The following is a 21,117-nucleotide window of genomic DNA, read 5'->3' as shown; positions in this document are numbered from 1 at the left end:
CATCCCGGTCCTCCCCCGGTCGGATCTTCCGGCGCCCGGCGGGTGAACCGTCCCTTCCGCCCGTACGGTCGGAGTCATGACGCAGCGGGCACTCGACTCCTTCGGCGAGCAGCCGGACCCCACGGAGACCCTTCCGGCAGCGCCGGGCGGGCTGACCACCGCCGAGGTCGCCGAACGGGTCGCCCGGGGCGAGGTCAACGACGTACCGGTCCGTTCCTCCCGGTCGGTCACCGAGATCGTCCGGGCGAACGTCCTCACCCGGTTCAACCTGATCATCGGCGTGCTCTGGGTGATCATGCTGTTCGTCGCGCCGATCCAGGACAGCCTCTTCGGGTTCGTGATCATCGCCAACACCGGGATCGGCATCGTCCAGGAGTGGCGGGCCAAGAAGACACTGGACAGCCTCGCGGTGATCGGCGAGGCGAAACCGACCGTGCGGCGCGACGGGACCTCCGCCGAGGTCTCCGTCTCCGAGATCGTCCTCGGTGACCTGGTCGAGCTGGGTCCCGGGGACAAGGCCGTCGTCGACGGGACGGTCGTCGAGGCCGACAGCCTCGAGATCGACGAGTCGCTCCTGACCGGCGAGGCCGATCCCGTGGTGAAGCGGCCCGGCGACCCGGTGATGTCGGGCAGCTTCGTCGTCGCGGGGGGCGGCGCGTTCACGGCCACCAAGGTCGGCCGCGAGGCCTACGCCGCGCAGCTGGCCGAGGAGGCGTCCCGCTTCACCCTCGTACAGTCCGAGCTCCGCAGCGGCATCAGCACGATCCTCAAGTACGTGACGTGGATGATGGTGCCGACGGCGATCGGGCTCATCGTCAGCCAGCTGGTCGTCAAGGACAACAACTTCAAGGACTCGGTGGCCCGCACGGTCGGCGGCATCGTCCCGATGATCCCCGAAGGCCTGGTCCTGCTCACGTCGGTCGCCTTCGCGATCGGGGTCATCCGGCTCGGCCGCAAACAGTGCCTCGTGCAGGAGCTGCCCGCCATCGAGGGCCTGGCCCGGGTCGACGTCGTCTGCCTGGACAAGACCGGCACCCTCACCGAGGGCGGCATGGACGTCACCGAGGTCCGCCCGCTGAACGGCTGGGACGGGGACCACGTCCGCCGCGTCCTGGGCGCCCTCGGCGCCTCGGACCCCCGGCCCAACGCCAGCCTCCAGGCCATCGTCGACGCCTACCCGGACGGCGGGGGCTGGGGCGTCACCCAGGCCGTGCCCTTCTCATCGGCCCGCAAGTACAGCGGCGCCGCCTTCACCGAGGGCGACGGCGGGGCGTCCGCCTGGCTGCTCGGTGCCCCGGACGTGCTGCTGCCGGCCGACGACCCCGCCCTCGCGGAGACCGGCCACCTCAACGAGCAGGGGCTGCGGGTCCTGCTCCTGGCCCGGGTGCGGGGCGAGCTGGACGCCCCGGACGCCGCCTCCGGAGCCGAGCCGGCCGCGCTCGTCGTCCTGGAACAGCGGCTGCGGCCCGACGCGGGGAGGACCCTCGCCTACTTCGACGACCAGGACGTCGCCGCCAAGGTCATCTCCGGCGACAACGCCGTATCGGTCGGCGCGGTGGCCCAGAAGCTCGGGATGCCTGGTGCCGGGCACCCCCTCGACGCCCGTCGGCTTCCCGAGGACCGCGACGACATGGCGACGGCGATCGAGCGCAACGCGGTGTTCGGCCGGGTCACCCCGCAGCAGAAGCGGGACATGGTCGCGGCTCTCCAGTCACTCGGGCACACGGTCGCGATGACCGGCGACGGCGTCAACGACGTACTCGCGCTGAAGGACGCCGACATCGGCGTCTCGATGGGTTCGGGTTCCGAGGCGACCCGAGCGGTGGCCCAGATCGTGCTGCTCGACAACAGCTTCGCGACGCTGCCCTCGGTCGTGGCCGAGGGGCGCAGGGTCATCGGCAACATCACCCGCGTCGCCACGCTGTTCCTGACGAAGACCGTCTACTCGGTCCTGCTGGCCATCCTCGTGGTGTGCTTCCAGGTGGAGTACCCGTTCCTGCCGAGGCACCTCACGCTGCTGTCCACGCTGACGATCGGTGTCCCGGCGTTCTTCCTGGCCCTGGCCCCCAACAAGGAGCGGGCCCGGCCCCACTTCGTACGCCGCGTCATGCGGTACGCGGTCCCGTCCGGGGTCATCGCGGCGGCGGCCACCTTCACCACGTATCTGGTGGCCCGGCACCACTACGCCGGTCCGGGAGCTCTGGACGCCGAGACCAGTGCGGCGACGCTCACGCTGTTCCTGGTCTCCATGTGGGTCCTGGCGATCATCGCCCGGCCGTACACGTGGTGGCGGGTCGCGCTGGTGGCGACGATGGGCCTGTGTTTCCTCGTCGTGCTCGCCGTGCCGTGGCTCCAGGACTTCTTCGCGCTGAAGCTGGTGGGCACGACGATGCCGTGGGCCGCGGTGGGAATCGCCGCGGCGGCGGCGGCCGTCCTGGAGTTCACCTGGCGTGTGGTCGGCCGCCGCTTCCGCTCGTAGGGTCTACTTCACGTCGACGAAGTCACCCGCGGCCGTGACGGCCGGGGTGGTGGACGTGCCGGCGAAGCTGTAGCGCCAGTAGCCGTCCACGGACGCCTTGACGGTGGTCTTCAGCGCACCGGTGCTGCTCGACTTGATGGTCTTGACGGTGGTGTACGTGCTGCTGTTCTTCTTGCGGAACTGCAGCTTGACGGCCTGGGTGGCATAGCCCTTGTACGTGGCGGTCTCCCAGTTGGCGCGCGACAGCTTGCCGGTGACCGTGATGGTCCTGCCCTTATTGACGGGCTCCGGGGCGGCGTTCACGGTGACCTTGGACAGACGCTGCAGCTTCGTCTTCGCGAAAGCGTCCTTCTGGACGATCTGGCCGTCCTTGCTGAGTACGGCGGCGCCGACCTTCCAGGTCGTCGCGTCGGAGTTGATCAGCCACGCCGGGTCGACCGTGACCGTCAGCGTGCAGGTGGAGGTCGTGGCGTTGACCGCCTTGCACGTGGCGGCGTCCTCGTTCTGCCCGATGCCGAAGCTGTCCTCGGACTCCGGGGTGCTGCCGATCCACAGGAACGTCGCCGCGTCGGCGATGCCCGAGTCGTCCGTGGCCGTGATGGCCACGGTGACCTTCTTCGGTGCGGTGGTGCCCACCACGATGGGCTTGCCGGCGTTCACGACGGCCTTGGTGATCTTCAGGTCGTCGGTCGCGGTGTACGTACGGGCGGTCATCCGCCCGTGGGACTGCTCCGGGGCGGAAAGCCCGAAGTCAGGCGTCCAGGTCCGGCCGTCCTCGGCTTGCGCAGCCGGGACGCCGAACGCGGACAGAGCCAGGGCGCCGGAGACAACGGCGACAGTGGCACGAATACGCATGTGTTCCCCTGTGGAGAAGGGGGCCCGCGGCACGGCGTGAGGCCGACGGTCCCCATGTGGTCTGCGAGTCTGCTGACTCGACAGACAAGACGGAACCCACATGTGAATGGTTGTACACAGGGACGACTTTTCTGTGAAGATCACATCTGTCAGTCGAACCAGCGGTCCCGGGCCAGCTCCTCCGTGCGGGACGGGTCCTCCAGCAGGGCCGCCACCTCGAAGCGGCGCGGCCACTGGCCGGCCGCCCAGGCGAGACCGGCGGCCACGCCCTCCACGGTGGACGCGTGGACCACGCCGTCCGGGGTCCGGCGCCAGTCCAGCTCGACGCCTCCGGCGCGCAGCTCGCCGTGCTCGACGTAGGTGTCGGGGGTTCCGGCGCCCAGCAGGATCCGAACGGAGTCCGGCACCCGGTGCTCCTCGCCCTCCGTCGTCACCACGGCCTCGACGCTCTCACCCAGCCTCCGCACCTGGAGCAGGTCCGCCAGCTCGGCCGCCCGCGCCGGAGCCACCGGCAGCAGGGGGAGGCCGCCGGTCAGCGGCAGCAGGTCGGGGGCGTCGGCGATCACGGCGTCCGCCGCGTCGGCGACCCGCACCTCGTCGTCCACCACCACCCGCAGCTCGTCGGGCAGGGTGACCTGCTCGGGATCCAGCTCGGCGAGCGCCGTGTAGAGCGAGTGCAGCTGTACGGGACCGACGGGGCGTTCCTCGTCGGCGAGCCGGCCCAGCAGCTCGGCCGCACCGCCCGGCTCGTCCAGGAGCGCGGCCACCGAGGTGCGGACGCCGAGGGCGCGCAGCACCTCCGCGTCGTCGAAGCCCGTCGCGTCGGCGGAGTCGTACAGGCCCGCCAGGCGCGGGTCGCCGCCCGCCGCGCGCAGGCCGGCGGGCCGGCGGCCGTCGAGCACGGGGTGATCGCGCAGCCACCACGCGGTGTAGGGCCGCACCGACTGCGTCGTACCGTCCGGGAGCAGCACCCGTACCGGCTGGGTCAGCGCGTCACGCAATGGCGGCCGGGCGAGCATCGCCAGCGCCTGCGGCCAGGCGTCGTCGTCGACGAGGTCCAGGTCCCGTACGGCGACGAGCTCGGTGACGACCGGCGGCACCGGGGTGTCCGGGAGCTGGTCCAGGACGTCCTCGCACCACACGTCGACGGCGTCGAGCAGTCCTGCGTCGTCCGGCTCGGCGAAGTCGCTGTCACGGGGCTCCAGTTCGTCGGGGTCCAGGACGACGTCGGTGGCCCGTACGAGAGCGAAGGTGGCCAGCACCCCGCAGGCGGTCAGGGGCTGTTCGCCCCAGCGCTCGGCCAGCTCCGCGTCGCACAGGGCGAGTTCACCCTCACGCATCACCTGGGCGAACGGGCTGCCCGGCAGCACGAGTTCACCGGCGGGCGCCGGTTCGCCGTCCTCGTCGGGCAGGGCGAGCGCGCCCAGCCAGGGCTCGTCACCGGGTGCGAGGTCCGCGTCGCGCACGAGCGTGAGGACGGTGTCGGCGAGCTCGTCCACGTCCAGGGCGTCCTCGTCCCACACCTCGCCCGCGTCCAGTGACCCGGCGACGGCGGCTCTGACCTGCGGGGTCCGCAGGACGGCGCGGGGAGTGGCGGGCAGGGCGCCCAGCTTCTCCAGCAGGGGGTGGGCGGCGTCCGGGTGGGCCACCTTCAGCCCCAGCCGGGCCAGCCCGGCGAGGACGGGCGAGGTCAGCGCGTCGGGCAGCGGAAGGAGGACCTGGCGGGGGCCGATCGTGGTGCGGGGCGGCGCGTCCCCCGAGCCCGCGAGGGGCACGGGCAGTCCGGAGAGCCGGTCCGGGTCGACCCCGGCCAGGCTGTCGTACAGCCGCCGCCACCAGTCCGGGTCACGCTCAAGACCGGCCAGCCGGTCGATGGCCTCGGTCAGCGGTACCCGGGCGACGCCCAGCGTGCGCAGCTCGGTGCGGCGCTCCAGCCCGGCGGGCAGCAGGCACGGGAGCACCTCCGCGAGGACCCGTACGGTCCCTGCGCCCACCCCTTCGACGACCTCGGCCTCGACGGGCCGCAGCGCGGCCGTCCCGGTGGGCGGGGCCCCGGCACCGTCCCAGTCGTCCCACTGGGCCGCCGCCTCGGCGGGGTCGCGGGGCGCGGCGGGCTCCAGGAACGCGACCCGGGGCAGCCGCTCCAGGATCGCGGCGCGCAGGGCGCCGTCGAGCTGCCCCTTGCCGAGCATCCCCGGCACCAGCGCGATGGTGGCGACCGACACGGGCTCCCACCCGGCGAGCAGCTCGGCGTAGGCGTCGGCCGCACGCTGGACCAGGAAGTCGGTCAGCGGTCCGGGCGCGGGGTGCCGGCGGGTGGTGTCGAGCGGCAGCGAGGCGATCAGCAGCGCGGGGATGCCCAGGGGCTCGTCGGTGGGGGTCGGCGCGTGCACGACCGGTGCCGTGCGGGGGTGCTGGGGCGCGCCGTCCTCGTCGACGGGCACGGCCCACGTCACCGACCAGTGCGGACGCAGCCGCTCCTCGACGGGCCGGCCGGCGAGCAGCGCGGGTTCCACGGCGCCGCCGCCCCCGACCGTGCGCCAGCGGTGCAGGCCGTGCGCGGAGTCGTCGACGTGCGTGTACGGACCGTGCTGCGAGCGGCGCAACGTCCGTACACCGTCGGCGCTTTCGATGACGACCTCGTCGAGGCCGGGCAGCGTGAGGAGCAGGGCGTCGTCCACACCGTCGAGCAGCCTGCCCACGAGGTCCTCGGCGACACCGTCGCGGAGCGGCAGGACCACGACGGTGTCGTAACCGTCGGGCGCGGTGCCCTCGGCGGGCAGCGGGAGGCGGAGCAGCGGCACGTGCCCGTCGCGGCGGCGCAGCTCGTCGCCCAGTCCGGGGCTGCCGACGGCGGCCTGCCGCGCGAGGTCGCGTGCCTCGGCGAGGGACCAGCGGACGCCGCCGTGGCGCCCGATCACGGCGGGCTCGTCGCTGACGGCCAGCACCGCGGCGAAGCCGACACCGAAGCGGCCGACGGCCGACTCGTGCCCCTCACGCTTGGCGGACGCCCGCAGCGTGCTCAGCGACTCGACGCCGGTCGCGTCAAGGGGCGCGCCGGTGTTGGCCGCGGCGAGGACGGCGGGACCGTCGGCGCCCGCCGGGTGCAGGGTGAGGCGGAGCCGTCCGGGCACACCGGCGCGGGCGGCGGCGTCCGCGGCGTTCTGGGCCAGCTCGACGACCAGGCGGTCGCGGTAGCCGCCGAGGGCGAGGTCCTCCTCGGCGTTGGCGTCCTCCCGGAAGCGGGCCGGGCCCGCGCCCCACGCGTCGAGCACGCCGCGCCGCAGTCGCGCCGTCCCGAACGGATCGGCCCCCTCGGTCGCATTCATGCCCACGCTCGTACTCCGCTCTTCCGGTGACCCGTGACGCCCAGTGTGCGCCCGAAGGTACCGCGACCGGCAAACGTCGCGACGGCCCCGCCCCCGGGCCCGGACCGCGTGCCGGTACGCCGGACCGGCCGGATCGCCCGGACGGACACCGGCCCGCCCACCGAGAGGTTCCGGACAGAGCCGTCACCGGGACCCCCCGGGCGGTACGACGACCGGGCCCCGCGGACTCCGGCCCCCCGGTGGGCAGGGGGGTCAGGAGTGGCCCAGATCCTCCGTGGCGCCGTCCGGCTGGTCCGGGACGGAACCGGACGCGCCGGCCGGGCGCAGCGGGTAGTCGTCCACCTGCAGGGTGTCCAGGGCGTGCGGGGTCGGCTTGGGCGGCTTGGGCATGACCGCCGCCTCGGAGTGCCCCCCGCAGCCGTACGACAGGGAGACCACCCGGCCGTCGGCCGGAGCGAACTCGTTCGCGCAGACCCCGAAGGCCTGCTTCAGCGAACCCGCCATCGGCACCAGGAAGGCACAGCTGACGCACGACGCCGGCGCGGCCTGCGCCATGGGCGTCTTCGCGCCGAACTCCTCGTCCCACCGGTCCGCCGCCAGCCGCAGGCCGTACCGGGACAGCACCCGCGCACGCCGCGTACCGAGCTCGTCCGCGACAGCGGCGATCGAGCCTCGGCTCGTGACGGGGAGCGTCGTCAGCTCCGCGTCCTCCACGTCGGCGAGGGCGGCCAGCTCCTGGGACACCTCGGAGACGGCGGAGTTGGGCAGGGGCTCGTCCTCACCCGTCCAGCCGGGCTCCAGGCGCGGGTCCTCCGCCTCGGTGGGCAGGAGGTCGCCGGGCCCCATGTCGCCGGGCCGCAGGCGTTCGCTCCAGGGCACCCACTCGGGGGCGAGGAGGGCGTCGGAGCCGGGCAGCAGCACCGTTTCGTCAAGGGTGACGTTCTTGGCGCGGGATGCCCTGGCGACCGTCACCGCCCAGCGCCAGCCCCGGTAGCCGGGTTCCTTGGCCTCGAAGTAGTGCGTGACGACCCGGTCCCCCTCGGAGACCAGCGCCACGTGCTCACCCACCACTCCGGGCGCGGCGGCTTCCTCCGCCGCCGCGCGTGCGAGGTCTACCGCCTCGGCGCACAGGCGGTCAGGGGCGGGGGTACGGGCCGTACGGCTTCGCGTCGTCGCAGCACTCACAGGTCTCGCTTCTCTCCATACGCCGTCTCACGAGCGCGCCAGCAGCTCCATCGATGTCCGATTTCGGCCATGACAGTTGTGGGCGGAGCGGACCTGGGGGCCGCGTCGACGTCCACACCCGTTGTGCCTGCCTCGGGCGCGCCTTCTGTGACCCATTCTGCGGGATCGCGGAGAGGCGCGCGGCCAAGAACAACCGCCGGTGGCGCGTGAGTGCACGCTACCCTCTCCGCCGCCCCGCGCCCACCTGCCCGTCCCAAACAGGCACGTAACCCGTGCGGATCGTTGTCCGGACCGCCACCGGACGGAGGCGGATACGCCCGGGACCACCGGCGGATCCCGGCCGTTCTCCGGCCGGTCCGCCCCCCCGGGGCGACTCACCCGACGGAGCGGACGCCGCCACGCCCCGGCCCGATCATGGGTTCGTGACGGCGGGGGGTGGGGCACTATGACCACGTGGCTGCCGCCAGGTCGTCCGACGGGTCCGGTCCGCTCCGCAGGGCGGGACGGGCGATGGGCCGTGCCCTGCGCGCCCCGTTCACGGGCACCGCGCGGGGGATCAGGAAGGCGACCCACGCCCACGGGGCGGGTGAGTCGGGCCTCGGCAAGCTGATCGAGCTGCACGCGGTCAACGGCGCCGGCGACGTCATGATCACGGTGGCGCTCGCCTCGACGGTGTTCTTCTCCGTACCGACGGACGAGGCCCGTGGGCGCGTCGCCCTCTACCTCGCCGTGACGATGGCCCCCTTCACCCTGCTCGCCCCGGTGGTCGGGCCCCTCCTGGACCGTCTGCCGCACGGCCGCCGCGCCGCCATGGCCGGTGCGATGTTCGCCCGGGCGGTGCTCGCGATCACGATGTCGGGCGCGGTGGCCACGGGCGGTCTTGAGCTCTATCCGGCGGCTCTGGGCGTCCTGGTCTGCTCCAAGGCGTACGGAGTCGTGCGCAGCGCCGTCGTGCCCCGCCTGCTGCCACCCCGCTTCTCCCTGGTCAAGGCCAATTCACGGGTCACCCTGGCCGGTCTGCTGGCGACGGGGATCGCGGCGCCCATCGGCGCGGGGCTCCAGAGCATCGGGTCCCCCTGGCCGCTGTACGGCGCCTGCACGATCTTCCTCGGCGGGACCGTCCTCGCCTTCACGCTGCCCCACAAGGTCGACTCCGCGAAGGGCGAGCGCAAGGCCCGCCTCGCCGTCCCGCACGAGGAGCCGGCCCGGCCGGTCGTCCCCCGTGGGAGGACCCGGGACGGCAGGAGCGGCAGCACGAGGATCGGGGGGAGGAAGGGGCGGGAGAAACCACCGGGCCTGCGGTCCGTCGGGCCGTCGGTGCTGCACGGCCTCCAGGCGAACGCGTCGCACCGCGCGCTCTCCGGCTTCCTCATCTTCTTCCTGGCGTTCCTGCTGCGCGAGCACCCCCTGGCGGGGCAGAGCGCGGCCGTCTCCCTCGGCATCGTCGGCGTCGCGGCCGGCACCGGCAACGCCTGCGGCACTGCGGTGGGCTCGTGGCTCAGGGCACGCGGCCCCGAGATGATCGTCGCGACGGTGCTGGGGCTCGCCCTGGGGGTCGCCGTGCTCACCGCGGTGTTCTTCAGCACGGTGATGGTCGCCGCCCTCGCCGCCGTCGCCGGTTTCACCCAGGCCCTGTCGAAGCTGTCGCTGGACGCGATGATCCAGCGCGACGTGCCGGAGGAGGTGCGTACGTCGGCGTTCGCCCGGTCGGAGACGCTGCTCCAGATGTCCTGGGTCGTCGGCGGGGCGATCGGTATCGCGCTCCCGCTCAACGGAGTACTCGGCATGTCGGTCGCCGCCGGGCTCCTCGCCCTCGGTGCCACCGCATCCGTACGGGGCCTCCTGGGGGCCGCCCGGCGCGGCTCACCGCACCCCCGCGTGGCGTGAGCGGTGCCGACCGATAACCTTCGGCGCATGACCGTTGCGTTCTTCTCCGGTAAGGGCCGTCGAATCGGCGTCGCTCTTGGTGCCGTGTCCGCGGGACTCCTTGTCCTGTCCGCCTGCGACAAGCCGACGCCGCTCGCCACCGTGACGGTCGGCGGGGACTCGGTGAGCACCGAGGCCTCCTGCTACAACGACGGCAAGGCCCTCAAGGAGTCCGAGATCCAGGGCTGCCTGAACAAGAAGGCGGAGAAGTCCGTCAAGGTCGCGATGGACGACAAGGTCCGCTTCGGCGTCGACCCCGAGGTCGCGGACAACGGCTGGACCCTCTTCATCAACGGCCAGCAGGCCGAGCAGGAGCCGTACAAGAGGACCTACCGGTCGATCCCCGGCAGCGCCTTCTTCGCCAGCCAGACGGGCGAGACCACGGCGGACAAGACGCAGATCAGCATCGTCGAGACCAAGGGCCAGAAGCTCACGGGCATCTGGCACTTCCGGCTCACGAAGACGTCCTGACCCCCTGAACCCGAGGACCACCGCCGTGCGGGTGCTTGTCGTGACCGCCGTCCCGGCCGAACGGGACGCGGTCACGCGTGCGTTCGGGGGTGCGCCACGGATTCACGAGGTGCCCGGCGCCGAGCTGCACCGGGCCGGCCCGTTCGACGTCCTCGCGGGCGGCGCGGGGCCGGCCGCCGCGGCGGCCGCCACCGCCTTCGCCCTCGCCGCCGCGCCGACGCCGTACGCGGCGGTCGTCTCGGCCGGCATCGGCGGCGGCTTCGCACCCGCCGCACCCGTCGGCTCCCTCGTCGTGGCGAACGCCGTCGTCGCCGCGGACCTGGGCGCCGAGACCCCTGACGGCTTCGTGCCGGTCACCGGTCTCGGCTTCGGCAGGGACACCTTCCTGCCCCCCGAAGACCTCGTACGGGACGTCGCGGAGGCCACCGGCGCCGTCCGGGGCGCCGTCCTGACGGTCTCCACCGTCACCGGCAGCGCGGCCCGCACGGCCGAGCTGCTGGCCGCGCATCCGGGAGCCGTCGCCGAGGCCATGGAGGGCTTCGGCGTCGCCGAGGCCGCCGCCCGCTTCGGGGTGCCGGCGCTGGAGCTCCGGGCCGTCTCGAACACCGTGGGGCCGCGCGACCGCGAGGCCTGGCGCATCGGCGACGCACTGGCGGCACTCACCGAGGCGTTCGGGAAGACCGCACCCGTAGTGGAAAGTTGGACCCAGCATGACCGAATCGACCGGCACCGTGACTGACACCGCGACCCGCTCCTCCGGCGCACCGCTCCCCGCGCTGCGGATCGCCTTCTCGCCGTGCCCGAACGACACCTTCGTCTTCGACGCCTGGGCGCACGGAAGGGTCCCCGGCGCGCCCGCCCTCGACGTCACCTTCGCCGACATCGACCTCACCAACGGCATGGCCGAGCGCGGCGAGTTCGACGTGCTGAAGGTGTCGTACGCCGTCCTGCCGTGGGTGCTCGACGAGTACGCCCTCCTGCCGTGCGGCGGCGCCCTCGGGCGGGGCTGCGGGCCGCTCGTCCTCACGAAGGAGGCGGGCACGGACCTGACGGGCAGGACCGTCGCCGTTCCGAGCGAGCGCTCCACCGCCTATCTGCTGTTCCGGCTGTGGGCGGCCGAGGCCGTGCCCGGCGGCGTGGGCGAGATCGTCGTCATGCCGTTCGACGAGATCATGCCCGCGGTACGTGACGGCCGGGTGGACGCCGGGCTCGTCATCCATGAGGCCCGTTTCACCTATCGCGACTACGGCCTGCACAGCCTCGCCGACATGGGCGAGCACTGGGAGGCGACGACCGGCCTGCCGATCCCGCTCGGCGCGATCATCGCCAGGCGTTCGCTGGGCGAGGAGACCCTGAACCGGCTGGCGGAGTCGATCCGTACGTCGGTGCGGATGGCCTGGGACGACCCGGAGCGTTCGCGTCCGTACGTCATGGAGCACGCCCAGGAGATGGACCCGGCCGTGGCCGACCAGCACATCGGGCTGTACGTCAACGAGTTCACCGCCGACCTCGGCGAGAGCGGCTACGCGGCGGTCCGCGGTCTGCTGACCCGGGCGGCGGCCGAGGGCCTCGTACCGGCGCTGGCCCCGGACGCGTTCTCCGTCACCGGGCGCTGACCGTGCGGGCCCGCCCCGCGAGGGCGGGCCCGAGCGGCTCGGCTCAGACGTCGAGCTGGTCGGCGACCGCCCTGAGCAGGCCGGCGATCTTCGCGCCCGCCGCCTTGTCGGGATAGCGGCCCCGCTCCAGCATCGGCGTGATGTTCTCCAGCACCGTCGTCAGGTCCTGCACGATGGAGGCCAGCTCGTCCGGCTTGCGCCGCTGGGCGGCGGCGACGGACGGCGTGGGGTCGAGAATGACGACGGAGAGGGCCTGGTCACCGCGCTGGCCCGCGACCACACCGAACTCGACCCGCTGACCGGGCTTGAGCGCCTCGACGCCGGCCGGGAGCACTGAGGAGTGGACGAAGACGTCGGCGCCGTCGTCGCGGGAGAGAAAGCCGAAGCCCTTTTCCGAATTGAACCATTTGACCTTACCCGTGGGCACGTCTGTCCTCGTCCTCGTACTCGTCGATGCGCGGGAGAGCCGCGACACGGCTCCGGATAGCAGGGGAGCGGGCCGGGACCCGCCATGCCCCAGGCTAGTGCGCCTGGGGCCGGACACAAGACGTCGCCGAACGGCTCCGCTGAGCTGGGAACTACCCTGACGGGGTGAGTACTACTCCTTCCGGCGCAGGCGACCGGCTCGTACAGGTCGGCGCGATCGTCTTCTTCATCGGCGCACTGGCCACCATGGTCACTGTGGCCCCGCTGTTCCTGGGCACCGACCCGTTCCCGTCCGTCGCCTACGCGGTGTGCATGCTGATGGGGCTGGGCTTCCTGATCGCGGCCGCCGGGGTGGTGCGGTCGGTGTGGAAGAGCTCCCCGAAGCGGGCCGCCACGAGGTGACCGCCCGAAGGCCGGCGCGCTTCACCGGCCCCGCGCGTCACGCGCCCGCGTAAGCCCGCAGCCAGGCGGGGAAAGCGGTGAGGTCGGGCAGGATCACGTCGGCTCCGGCCGCGCGGAGCTCCTCCTCGCCGCAGGGGCCGGTGGTGACACCGACGGACAGGGCGTTCGCCGCGCGGGCGCCCCGGACGTCACCGGTGTGGTCGCCGACGTAGATCCGTGCGCCGTGCTCCAGGAGCGCCTCCGCCTTGCCCTCGGCCCAGAGGCCGCCGATCAGCACGTCCGCCCCGATGCCGAGGTGCGCGAGGTGGAGCTTGGCGTTCGGCTCGTACTTGGCGGTGACGACCATGGCCCGCCCGCCGAGCGCCTGGACGGCCTCGACGGACTCGCGGGCGCCGGGGAGCGCGGTCGTGGGCTCGATCGCGGTGTCCGGGTAGAGCGCGCGGTAGCGGTCGCAGGCCGCTTCGACCGCGTCGGCCGGGAACCAGTTGGCCATCTCGTCCTGGAGCGGCGGGCCGAGCCGGCTGACGACCAGGTCGGTGTCGATGTGCACACCCGTCTCGGCGGCCAGTACCTCGTAGGCGACCTTGATGCCCGGGCGGGAGTCGATGAGCGTCATGTCGAGGTCGAAGCCGACCGTCAGGCTGGGTGAAGGCATGAGGTCCATTGTGCCGGTGTCCCGGACCGGACGGCCTGCGCGTGGGGGACGTCCACAGGATCCAGGCCCCCGTCACCGCCGAGGAGGTCGCCCTGCGCAGGGCGAGGGCCCGGTGACGGGGCCCATGGGCCCCCTGCCCGGGCTCATGGGCCACACATAGACTTAGCCGAGCCTTACCTCGCAATGCCCTGATCCGCGCAGTTCCCCGGCTCTCGCTCACCCCGATTGGTTCCGATGGCAGCCGCCGCTCCACGCCTGTCCAGACGCGCGCTCGCGACCGCCGCCGCCGTCGTCGCCCTGCTGCTCTCCGTCCTGCTCAGCCTCGCCGTGGGCGCCAGGACCATCGCGCCGTCGGCGGTCCTGGACGCCCTGCTGCACGGCGGGCACTCGGACGCCGCCGAAGTGATCCGGCAGATGCGGGTGCCGCGCACCGTGATCGGGCTGATGGTCGGCGCGGCGCTCGCCCTCGCGGGCACGGTGCTCCAGGGCATCACCCGCAATCCCATCGCGGACCCGGGCATCCTCGGCATCAGCCAGGGCGCCTCGGTGGCCGTCGTCCTCGCCATCGCGTACGCCGGGATCCACACCCTCACCGGTTATGTCTGGTTCGCCTTCGCGGGTGCCGCCGTCGCGTCCGTCGCCGTGTACGCCATCGCCTCCCGGGGCCGTGGCGGCGCGACGCCGGTGAAGCTCGCGCTGGGCGGGGCAGCCGTCAACGCCCTGCTGGTCTCGGTGACCATGGCCGTGCTCACCACGAAGGCGTCGGCGCTCGACGAGTTCCGCTTCTGGCAGGTGGGCTCGATCGCCGGCCGTGAGACCCAGGTCGCCCAGCAGATCTGGCCGTTCCTGCTGATCGGTGCCGTCCTCGTGATCGCCGTCGCCCGCGGGCTCGACGCGCTGGCGCTGGGCGAGGACGTCGCCAAGGGCCTGGGGCAGAACGTGGCGGCCGTCCGCGTCGTCGGAGGCATCGGGGCCACCGTGCTGACCGGCGCCGGCGTCGCGGCGGCCGGGCCCATCGCCTTCGTCGGCCTCGCGGTCCCGCACATCGCCCGCGCGATCGTGGGCAGCGACCACCGGTGGGTGCTTCCGATGGCGGCCCTCCTCGGACCCGTGATGCTCCTCGTCCCCGACGTCGTCGGCCGGGTCCTGTTCCCGCCCGGCGAGGTCCCGGCGGGTGTGATGACGGCGCTGATCGGAGTGCCGTTCCTGGTCACCCTCGTACGCAGGAAGGCGGTCCCCGCATGAGCGCGGACACGGCGGTGCCCGCGCGGAGCCCGGTCCGGCCCGCCGGCTACCGGGTCGTACGGGTCGGCGGGTGGGCCCGGTTCCTGCTGCACCGGCGTGCGGGACTCGTCGCGGTGGCCCTCGCCGTCCTGCTGGCGGCGGTCTGCGTCGCCTACCTCTGCGTCGGCGAGAGCTTCGTGGCGCCCGCGGAGGCCGTGAAGGTCGTCCTCGGGCAGCCGTCCCCCGACGAGCTGGTCGTGGGCACGCTGCGGCTGCCCCGCATGGTGGTCGGGCTGCTGGTCGGCGCGGCGTTCGGCATCGCCGGGGCGCTGATCCAGACCGTCGCGCGCAACCCGCTGGCCAGCCCCGACATCATCGGGATCAGCCAGGGCGCGAGCGCGCTCACGGTCGGCGCGATGACCTTCGGCCTCACCTCGTACACCGTCCTGCCCTACCTCTCCGTCGTCGGCGGCACCGCGGCGGCGGCGCTGGTCTACGTCGTCGCGTGGCGCGGCGGGCTCCACGCGACGCGCTTCGTCCTCATCGGGATCGGGTTCGCCATCGCCCTGCGCTCGGTGACGACCCTGTTCCTCACGAAGGGCGACTACCTGGTCGCCCAGCAGGCGCAGATCTGGATGACGGGCTCACTCAACGGCCGGGGCTGGGACGAGGCCGCACCGATCGGCTGGGCGCTCCTGGTGCTGCTGCCCGCCGTGCTGTGGGCGGCGCGGGCGCAGCGCACCGTCACGATGGACGACGACACCGCTACGGCGCTGGGCGTGCGCCTCGGGCGGGTGCGGCTGGGGCTCGTCGCCCTCGGGGTGATCCTGGCATCCGTCGCGACGGGGACGGCCGGGCCGGTCGACTTCGTGGCGCTGCTCGCCCCGCAGGTCGCCCGCCGGATGACGCGTACCGCGCAGATCCCGCTGCTGTGCTCGGCGCTGTCCGGCGCCGTGATCGTCGTCCTCGCGGATCTGCTGGCCCGCAGGCTCTTCTCCCCCACCGAGCTGCCGGTGGGCGTCCTGACGGCGGCGGTCGGCGCCCCGTATCTGATCTGGCTGATCATCCGTGGCCACGGTGGCCGCTCGGGAGGCAACGCATGACGACGGTCCATTCCCCGGACACGGGCACGTCCAGGCTCGCGGCGCGCGCCCTGACCCTCGCCTACGAGGACCGCACGGTCGTGCACGAGCTGGACCTGGCCGTGCCCGACGGGCGCGTGACGGTCATCGTCGGTCCCAACGCCTGCGGCAAGTCGACGACCCTGCGCGCGCTCGGCCGGCTGCTGAAGCCCGCCGGCGGTTCGGTGCTCCTGGACGGCACGGAACTGTCCCGCATACCCACGCGCACGATCGCCCGGTCGGTCGGGCTCCTTCCGCAGACCCCCGTGGCGCCCGAGGCGATCACCGTCTCCGATCTGGTCGCCCGGGGCCGCCAGCCGCACCAGCGCTGGTGGCAGCAGTGGTCGGACGCGGACGAGCGGGCGGTGACGGAGGCCATGGAGCGCACGGACGTCACCGCGCTCGGCGACCGGCCGGTGGACGAGCTGTCCGGGGGCCAGCGCCAGCGGGTGTGGATCGCGATGGCGCTGGCCCAGGACACGGATCTGCTGCTGCTCGACGAGCCGACGACGTACCTCGACATCGCGCACCAGGTCGAGGTCCTGGACCTGGTGCGCCGGCTCGCCGCTCCGGCGGCGGACGGCACCCGGGGACGGACCGTGGTCACCGTCCTGCACGACCTCAACCAGGCGGCCCGGTACGCCGACCACCTCGTCGCCATGAAGGCGGGCCGCATCGTGGCCGAGGGCCGGCCGGAGGACGTCGTCACGGCCGGACTCGTACGCGAGGTCTTCGGCCTGGAAGCCGTCATCGTCCCGGACCCGGTCACGGGCTCGCCGCTCGTCGTGCCCGGCGCGCCCTGGTCCCCCGCCCCGTCCTCCTCCGGAAAGGCTCTCTGACATGCGCTCCTCCTCCCGGCCGCTCGTCGCCGGCTCACTGGCCGTGACCGCCGCGCTGACCCTCGCCTCCTGCGGCTCGTCCGGCTCCGGCAGCGACGGCTCCGCGCCCTCCGGAGGCAGGACCCACGTGGTGAGCACGGCCATGGGCGACGTCGAGGTCCCGGTGGCACCGAAGCGGGTCGTCGTGCTGGACACCGCCGAGCTGGACTCCGCACTCACCCTCGGGGTGAAGCCCGTCGGTGCCACGCACACCGGCACGGAGTCGGGCTACCTGAGCTACCTGCCGCAGGACGAGGTGGCGGGCATCAAGGACGTCGGCGAGATGATGACGCCCAATCTGGAGGCGGTGGCGGCACTCAGGCCCGACCTGATCCTCACCAGCAAGATCCGCCACGGCGACGCGTACGACGAGCTCACGGAGATCGCGCCGACCGTGATGACGGAGAACACGGGCTACCCCTGGAAGGAGAACTTCCGGGTCCATGCCGACGCGCTCGGCAGGGTCCCGGCGGCTGAGAAGGTCATCGCCGCCTACGACGCGCACGTCGCCGAGGTCACCGAGGCGCTCGGCGGCAAGGAGAAGGCGGCGGCCACCGAGGTCAACATGGTGCGGTTCGTGGAGGGCGCGGACATCCGTGTCTACGGCCGGCGGAACTACATCGCGACGATCCTCGCCGACGTCGGCCTCGGCAGGCCCGCGATCGTGGACAAGGCCAAGGACGGCTTCTCGTACGACGTCAGCCCGGAGAAGATCGACCAGGCGGACGCGGACGTCGTGTTCCACTCGACGTACGGGGACGCGCAGAAGTCCGGGGAGACCCGGACCGTGGGCAGCGGTCTGTGGAAGAACATGGCCGCCGTGAAGGCGGGCAAGGTGTTCCCGGTCGAGGACGAGCTGTGGATCCAGGGCATCGGCTACACGGCCGCGGGGAAGATCCTGGACGAGCTCAGGGCGGACCTCACGAAGTAGCGGCGGGCCGGGGCGGGCCGGGACCGGGTCGGCGCCTGCCGGCCCGGACCGGCAGGCCGGCCGGCCGGATCAGCGGTAGCCGGTCGCGTCGGCGGGCCCGCCGGCGTCCTGGACCTCGACGATGTACCGCCAGGCGTCCGGCCGGCTGCCGTCGGTGTCGGTGAACCCGTACTCCCGGGCGAGCCCCCCGCTGGACAGCGACCTGCCGTTCCACCGGCTCACCCCCGGGTCGGCGGCCAGCGCGACGACAGCCCGCCCGGTGTAGGAGGGCGTCTCGGAGATGCAGAAGTGCGGCACGCGCTCGATCGCGTCACGCCAGGTCTCCTCGGTCACGCCGAAGTGTTCGAGCATGATCTCCGAGCGCATCCACCCGGGCGTCAGCGCCACCGCCGTGGCGCCTCTGGGCCCCAGCTCATGGCCCAGCGCGAAGGCCATGCGCAGGACCGACGACTTGGCGAGGTCGTAGAAGAACGAGACCCGGTAGGTGTCCCGGTTGTACTCCGCGGTGCCGTCGGTCACCTCGACCACCAGCCCGCCCTCGCCGCGCAGCAGGAGGGGGAGAGCGTGATGGCTGGTGATGGCGTGGGTCTCCACGGCGAGCCGCAGCAGCCGCAGTCCCTTCTCCAGGTCGTGCTCCCACACGGGGGCCTCCCAGTCGAAGAGGTGCTCACCGCCCCAGATGTCGTTGACCAGGACGTCCAGCCGCCCCTGTTCGGCCGCGATGCGCTCCACGAGTGCGCCGACCTGCGCGGGAACCAGGTGGTCGGTGGGCACCGCGATGCCGTGGCCTCCCGCCGCGGTCACCAGGTCCGCGGTGTCCTCGATGGTCTCGGGACGGTCGTACTCCGATCGCCGCGCCCGGGTACTGCGTCCCGTGACGTACACGGTGGCCCCGGCCGCGCCGAGCTCGACCGCGATCCCTCTGCCGGCTCCCCGCGTCGCCCCCGCGACGAGAGCGACCTTGCCGTCCAGTTCCCCTGACATGCCCGTCCTCCGTGGTCCCACGCCGTGCCGACGCCCGTGCGGACGGCGGAGACAGCATGCTTCCCCGGAAACCGGACACCTTCTGTCGCCTTTGCCGCCGTTCACTCTCCCCGGCTGCCGGCGAGGTGCTGAAGCCTGTGGGGCGCGGTGTCAGGTCCGCGCCCCACAGGCGGTCCGGGGGTGTACGACACCGGCGCCCGGGCCCCGCCGGTCGGCCTCCGGCCGGCGGAGTCCTAGGAGCCGGACGTCATCCGCAGGACGGCCAGCCGTGTCAGCTCGCGGCTCTGCGGTTCCGTGTCGAGGGAGCGGTGCAGCGACAGCCCTTCGATCAGGGCGTCCAGCTGACGGGCGGTGTCCGGGTCGAAGTGCTGCTCCAGGAGGCGGCGGCTGCGGTTCATCCACGCGTGGGTGAGCTCGCGGTACTCGTCGCGGCGGGCGGCCAGCGTGTAGAGCTCCTGGGTGAGTACGAGATCCCGGCGGGGCCCCTCCGAGAGCACGTGGATGAGGTCGGTGACGGCCTCACGGGCCTGCTCGGGGGTGCCGGCCCGTCCCAGGTACAGCTCGAAGACGGCCACGATGTGGTCCGCGAAGCGGGTGAAGGCCTCGCGCAGCAGGTCGTCGATGCCGCTGAAGTGGTACGTCATCGACCCCAGGGGCACGTCGGCGCGGCCGGCGATCTTGCGGTGGGAGACGCCGACGACCCCTTCCTCGGCGATGTGGTCGAGCGTCGCGGCGAGGATGCGCTCGCGCCGCTGGGGATCCGTGCGTCCGGTGGCCATCGGTCGGGCGGGTCAGACGCTGCGGACGACGCGGGCGGGGCTGCCCACGGCGACGACGCCGGCGGGGATGTCCTTCGTGACGACGGCTCCGGCGCCGATCACGGAGTCGTCACCGATGGTCACCCCGGGGCACACGATGACTCCGCCACCGAGCCAGACGTTGTCACCGATGGTGATGGGGAGCGCGGCCTCCAGCTTGTCCCGGCGCGGCCCCGGCTCCACCGGGTGGGTGGGGGTGAGGAGCTGGACGTTGGGGCCGATCTGGCAGTCCTCACCGATGGTGATGCGCGCGACGTCCAGTGCGGTCAGGTGGTAGTTGACGAACGTGCGGGCGCCGATGGAGATGTTGCTGCCGTAGTCGACGTAGAGCGGCGGGCGCAGGTCGACGCCCTCGCCCAGCGAGTGCAGCAGCTCGGCCAGGACGGTCCCGGCAGCGGCGGCGCCCTCGGTGTAGGCGGCCTGGTAGCGGGCCGTGAGGCGCATCGCGTGCTGCTGGCGCCGCGCGATCTCCGGATCGTCCGCGATGTAGAGGTCACCCGCCAGCATGCGCTCGAGGTTGGTACGCGGATCGTCGGCAAAGTAGTCCGTCGGCATGCGTACGATCGTACACCCAGAAGGTGTACGAACGTACACTCGCGCGTCGGACGTGTGCCCACCGCCTCTCATCCCGTCAGCCGCCGGGCCCGCCACACCAGATGGAGCGCCGACGTCACCGCCGCCACCCGCACCACCACGGGCCAGAGGTCCGTCATCGCGTCCCCCATCGCGCCGCTCGCCAGAGGTTCGCCCCAGCGACCCTCCACGCGCCCCCACAGCCACAGGAAGGCCCCGGCGACGACCGCGCCGGGCAGCCCCATCGCGACCCACTTCGCCTCCGCGCGCGAGAACCTGCGCGAGCTGTACGCCAGCAGCCAGCCGCCCGCGAGGGCCAGCCAGTGCCCGGTCACGGCACCCGCCACGAGCAGCGCGGCGGCGAGCAGCAGCAACGGGTTCGACAGGCGGGGCCGCACGGCCGCCCCGTCGTCCGCGACGGGCCGGGCGGGGCGGCGCAGCCGCAGCCCCCTCCTGGGCCGGGGCACCGGAGCAGGCGCCGCCTCCTTCGCGTCCGCCGCCGGTCCGGCCTCCGGGCCCGCCGGCGCGTGCGGACCGGGGGCGCCCCCCGGCGCTCCGGGCGCCGGGGCCCTCGGCGCGCTCGGCATGCCGAAGAGCTCCGGGCTCGTCAGCCCGCCGACGAATCCGGGCACGGACGTCCCCGGCCCCATCGCGCCCGGTGTGCCCGGACCACCCGACCCGCCTTCGCCGAAGGGCCCCGGCTCGATCCGCCACCACTCGGGTTCGCTCCCGGACGGGGCCTGGTCGAGACCCGCCATGTGCGGAGCGGACGCCGACGGCCAGTCCGGGACCGGATCCCCCTGCCCCGCTGCCTCCGGCACCGGTGTCCCGGACTCCTCGTACCCGGGCTCCTCCGCCTCGGGCGACGCGCCCTTGCCCGACGCGTCTTTCCGGAGCGGGTTCCGCCGCGCCCGTGGCACCACTCGCCGACCCGGGGCGCGTGGGGCCGCGGCCGTCCGGGGCGACGGCAACGGCACGGTCCCGTCGCCCGACTCGGCTGCCGCGGCCACGAGTTCACCCGGGGCGCCGAGCCTGCCGAGGATGCGCCGGACCACCGCGGGCGAGTCCGGTCCGCCGCTCGTGCGCTGACGGTCGATCTCGCCCCGCAGCGTCGCCACGAGTCTCATCCGCGCCCCTGAGGACAGCTGTTGCTGCTGCGCCAGGTCACCGACCCGGCTGAGGTAGTCGTAGACGAGCCGGTCGCTCTCGATCCCCACGCGATGGTCCTCCCTCCACCCGCCCTG

General features: G+C 73.3%; 19 protein-coding genes. 10 read left to right on the top strand and 9 right to left on the bottom strand.

What is annotated here, in order from left to right:
- Nucleotides 1-76 precede the first annotated feature (76 nt).
- A complete protein-coding gene (locus ACHFIV_RS01115) occupies nt 77-2,479 on the top strand; it encodes an HAD-IC family P-type ATPase (protein WP_398962114.1) in 2,403 nt (800 codons plus the stop codon).
- Between the two features lie 3 nt (nt 2,480-2,482).
- Here the strand turns inward: ACHFIV_RS01115 and ACHFIV_RS01110 are convergent, their stop codons facing one another.
- The 3 genes from ACHFIV_RS01110 to ACHFIV_RS01100 all read right to left on the bottom strand — a co-directional run bounded on the left by ACHFIV_RS01110 (nt 2,483) and on the right by ACHFIV_RS01100 (nt 7,848).
- Nucleotides 2,483-3,334: a DUF5707 domain-containing protein gene (locus tag ACHFIV_RS01110; RefSeq protein WP_398962111.1), complete on the bottom strand. Its 852-nt coding sequence runs from the start codon at nt 3,332-3,334 to the stop codon at nt 2,483-2,485.
- A gap of 149 nt (nt 3,335-3,483) precedes the next feature.
- Complete coding sequence (locus ACHFIV_RS01105) at nt 3,484-6,663, bottom strand: sacsin N-terminal ATP-binding-like domain-containing protein (RefSeq protein WP_398962109.1); 3,180 nt, start codon at nt 6,661-6,663, stop codon at nt 3,484-3,486.
- 252 nt (nt 6,664-6,915) lie between these two features.
- A complete protein-coding gene (locus tag ACHFIV_RS01100; RefSeq protein ID WP_398962106.1) occupies nt 6,916-7,848 on the bottom strand; it encodes a DUF3027 domain-containing protein in 933 nt (310 codons plus the stop codon).
- Nucleotides 7,849-8,301: 453 nt separating this feature from the next.
- Here ACHFIV_RS01100 and ACHFIV_RS01095 point away from each other — a divergent pair, with 453 nt between their 5' ends.
- Genes ACHFIV_RS01095 through ACHFIV_RS01080 form a run of 4 tightly spaced genes read left to right on the top strand, consistent with a single transcriptional unit; the run spans nt 8,302 to nt 11,861 of the window.
- On the top strand, nt 8,302-9,735 hold the full coding sequence (locus tag ACHFIV_RS01095) for an MFS transporter (RefSeq protein ID WP_398962103.1): 1,434 nt from the start codon (nt 8,302-8,304) through the stop codon (nt 9,733-9,735).
- A gap of 27 nt (nt 9,736-9,762) precedes the next feature.
- Nucleotides 9,763-10,245, top strand: a complete 483-nt coding sequence (locus tag ACHFIV_RS01090) for a DUF2771 domain-containing protein (protein ID WP_325751609.1) — start codon at nt 9,763-9,765, stop codon at nt 10,243-10,245.
- A gap of 25 nt (nt 10,246-10,270) precedes the next feature.
- Entirely contained in the window at nt 10,271-10,984 is a 714-nt protein-coding gene (locus ACHFIV_RS01085) for a futalosine hydrolase (RefSeq protein ID WP_398962099.1), read from the top strand.
- Nucleotides 10,956-11,861 carry a 1,4-dihydroxy-6-naphthoate synthase gene (locus tag ACHFIV_RS01080; RefSeq protein WP_398962096.1) on the top strand — a complete coding sequence of 302 codons (906 nt, stop codon included), beginning with the start codon at nt 10,956-10,958 and terminating at the stop codon, nt 11,859-11,861. Before ACHFIV_RS01085 ends, ACHFIV_RS01080 begins: the two co-directional genes overlap by 29 nt.
- Before the next feature lie 43 nt (nt 11,862-11,904).
- On the opposite strand, the gene ACHFIV_RS01075 is transcribed toward ACHFIV_RS01080, so the two are convergent.
- Nucleotides 11,905-12,288 (bottom strand): cold-shock protein, encoded by a 384-nt coding sequence (locus ACHFIV_RS01075; protein ID WP_033297339.1) that lies wholly within the window; start codon nt 12,286-12,288, stop codon nt 11,905-11,907.
- A 164-nt stretch (nt 12,289-12,452) separates the two neighbouring features.
- Between ACHFIV_RS01075 and ACHFIV_RS01070 the strand changes: the two genes are divergently transcribed.
- Nucleotides 12,453-12,689 (top strand): hypothetical protein, encoded by a 237-nt coding sequence (locus tag ACHFIV_RS01070; RefSeq protein ID WP_398962092.1) that lies wholly within the window; start codon nt 12,453-12,455, stop codon nt 12,687-12,689.
- Between the two features lie 37 nt (nt 12,690-12,726).
- On the opposite strand, the gene ACHFIV_RS01065 is transcribed toward ACHFIV_RS01070, so the two are convergent.
- On the bottom strand, nt 12,727-13,344 hold the full coding sequence (locus ACHFIV_RS01065) for an HAD family hydrolase (RefSeq protein WP_398962089.1): 618 nt from the start codon (nt 13,342-13,344) through the stop codon (nt 12,727-12,729).
- Between the two features lie 234 nt (nt 13,345-13,578).
- Between ACHFIV_RS01065 and ACHFIV_RS01060 the strand changes: the two genes are divergently transcribed.
- From ACHFIV_RS01060 to ACHFIV_RS01045, 4 genes are read left to right on the top strand one after another with little or no spacing between them, the layout of a single operon-like run.
- Nucleotides 13,579-14,589, top strand: a complete 1,011-nt coding sequence (locus ACHFIV_RS01060; protein ID WP_398962086.1) for a FecCD family ABC transporter permease — start codon at nt 13,579-13,581, stop codon at nt 14,587-14,589.
- Nucleotides 14,586-15,671 carry a FecCD family ABC transporter permease gene (locus ACHFIV_RS01055; protein ID WP_398962083.1) on the top strand — a complete coding sequence of 362 codons (1,086 nt, stop codon included), beginning with the start codon at nt 14,586-14,588 and terminating at the stop codon, nt 15,669-15,671. The genes ACHFIV_RS01060 and ACHFIV_RS01055 overlap by 4 nt, the downstream gene beginning before the upstream one ends.
- Nucleotides 15,668-16,528 carry an ABC transporter ATP-binding protein gene (locus ACHFIV_RS01050; protein ID WP_398962080.1) on the top strand — a complete coding sequence of 287 codons (861 nt, stop codon included), beginning with the start codon at nt 15,668-15,670 and terminating at the stop codon, nt 16,526-16,528. The genes ACHFIV_RS01055 and ACHFIV_RS01050 overlap by 4 nt, the downstream gene beginning before the upstream one ends.
- A 1-nt stretch (nt 16,529) precedes the next feature.
- Nucleotides 16,530-17,498, top strand: coding sequence for an ABC transporter substrate-binding protein (locus ACHFIV_RS01045; RefSeq protein ID WP_398962077.1), 969 nt, complete (start codon nt 16,530-16,532; stop codon nt 17,496-17,498).
- 69 nt (nt 17,499-17,567) lie between these two features.
- Here ACHFIV_RS01045 and ACHFIV_RS01040 read toward each other — a convergent pair whose 3' ends face one another.
- From ACHFIV_RS01040 to ACHFIV_RS01025, 4 genes are all read right to left on the bottom strand, one after another.
- Nucleotides 17,568-18,482 carry an SDR family oxidoreductase gene (locus ACHFIV_RS01040; RefSeq protein WP_398962074.1) on the bottom strand — a complete coding sequence of 305 codons (915 nt, stop codon included), beginning with the start codon at nt 18,480-18,482 and terminating at the stop codon, nt 17,568-17,570.
- 233 nt (nt 18,483-18,715) lie between these two features.
- Nucleotides 18,716-19,261, bottom strand: coding sequence for a TetR/AcrR family transcriptional regulator (locus ACHFIV_RS01035; RefSeq protein ID WP_398962071.1), 546 nt, complete (start codon nt 19,259-19,261; stop codon nt 18,716-18,718).
- Between the two features lie 12 nt (nt 19,262-19,273).
- The gene (locus ACHFIV_RS01030; RefSeq protein WP_398962068.1) at nt 19,274-19,855 is read right to left on the bottom strand and encodes a sugar O-acetyltransferase; all 582 of its coding nucleotides are present in this window, start codon (nt 19,853-19,855) and stop codon (nt 19,274-19,276) included.
- Nucleotides 19,856-19,923: 68 nt separating this feature from the next.
- Complete coding sequence (locus ACHFIV_RS01025; protein ID WP_398962065.1) at nt 19,924-21,090, bottom strand: hypothetical protein; 1,167 nt, start codon at nt 21,088-21,090, stop codon at nt 19,924-19,926.
- Nucleotides 21,091-21,117 lie beyond the last annotated feature (27 nt).

Source organism: Streptomyces sp. ALB3 (assembly GCF_044385685.1).
Lineage (GTDB): Bacteria > Actinomycetota > Actinomycetes > Streptomycetales > Streptomycetaceae > Streptomyces.
The sequence above is the reverse complement of the archived record's forward strand: the minus strand, read 5'-3'. Positions and strand labels throughout refer to the sequence as shown.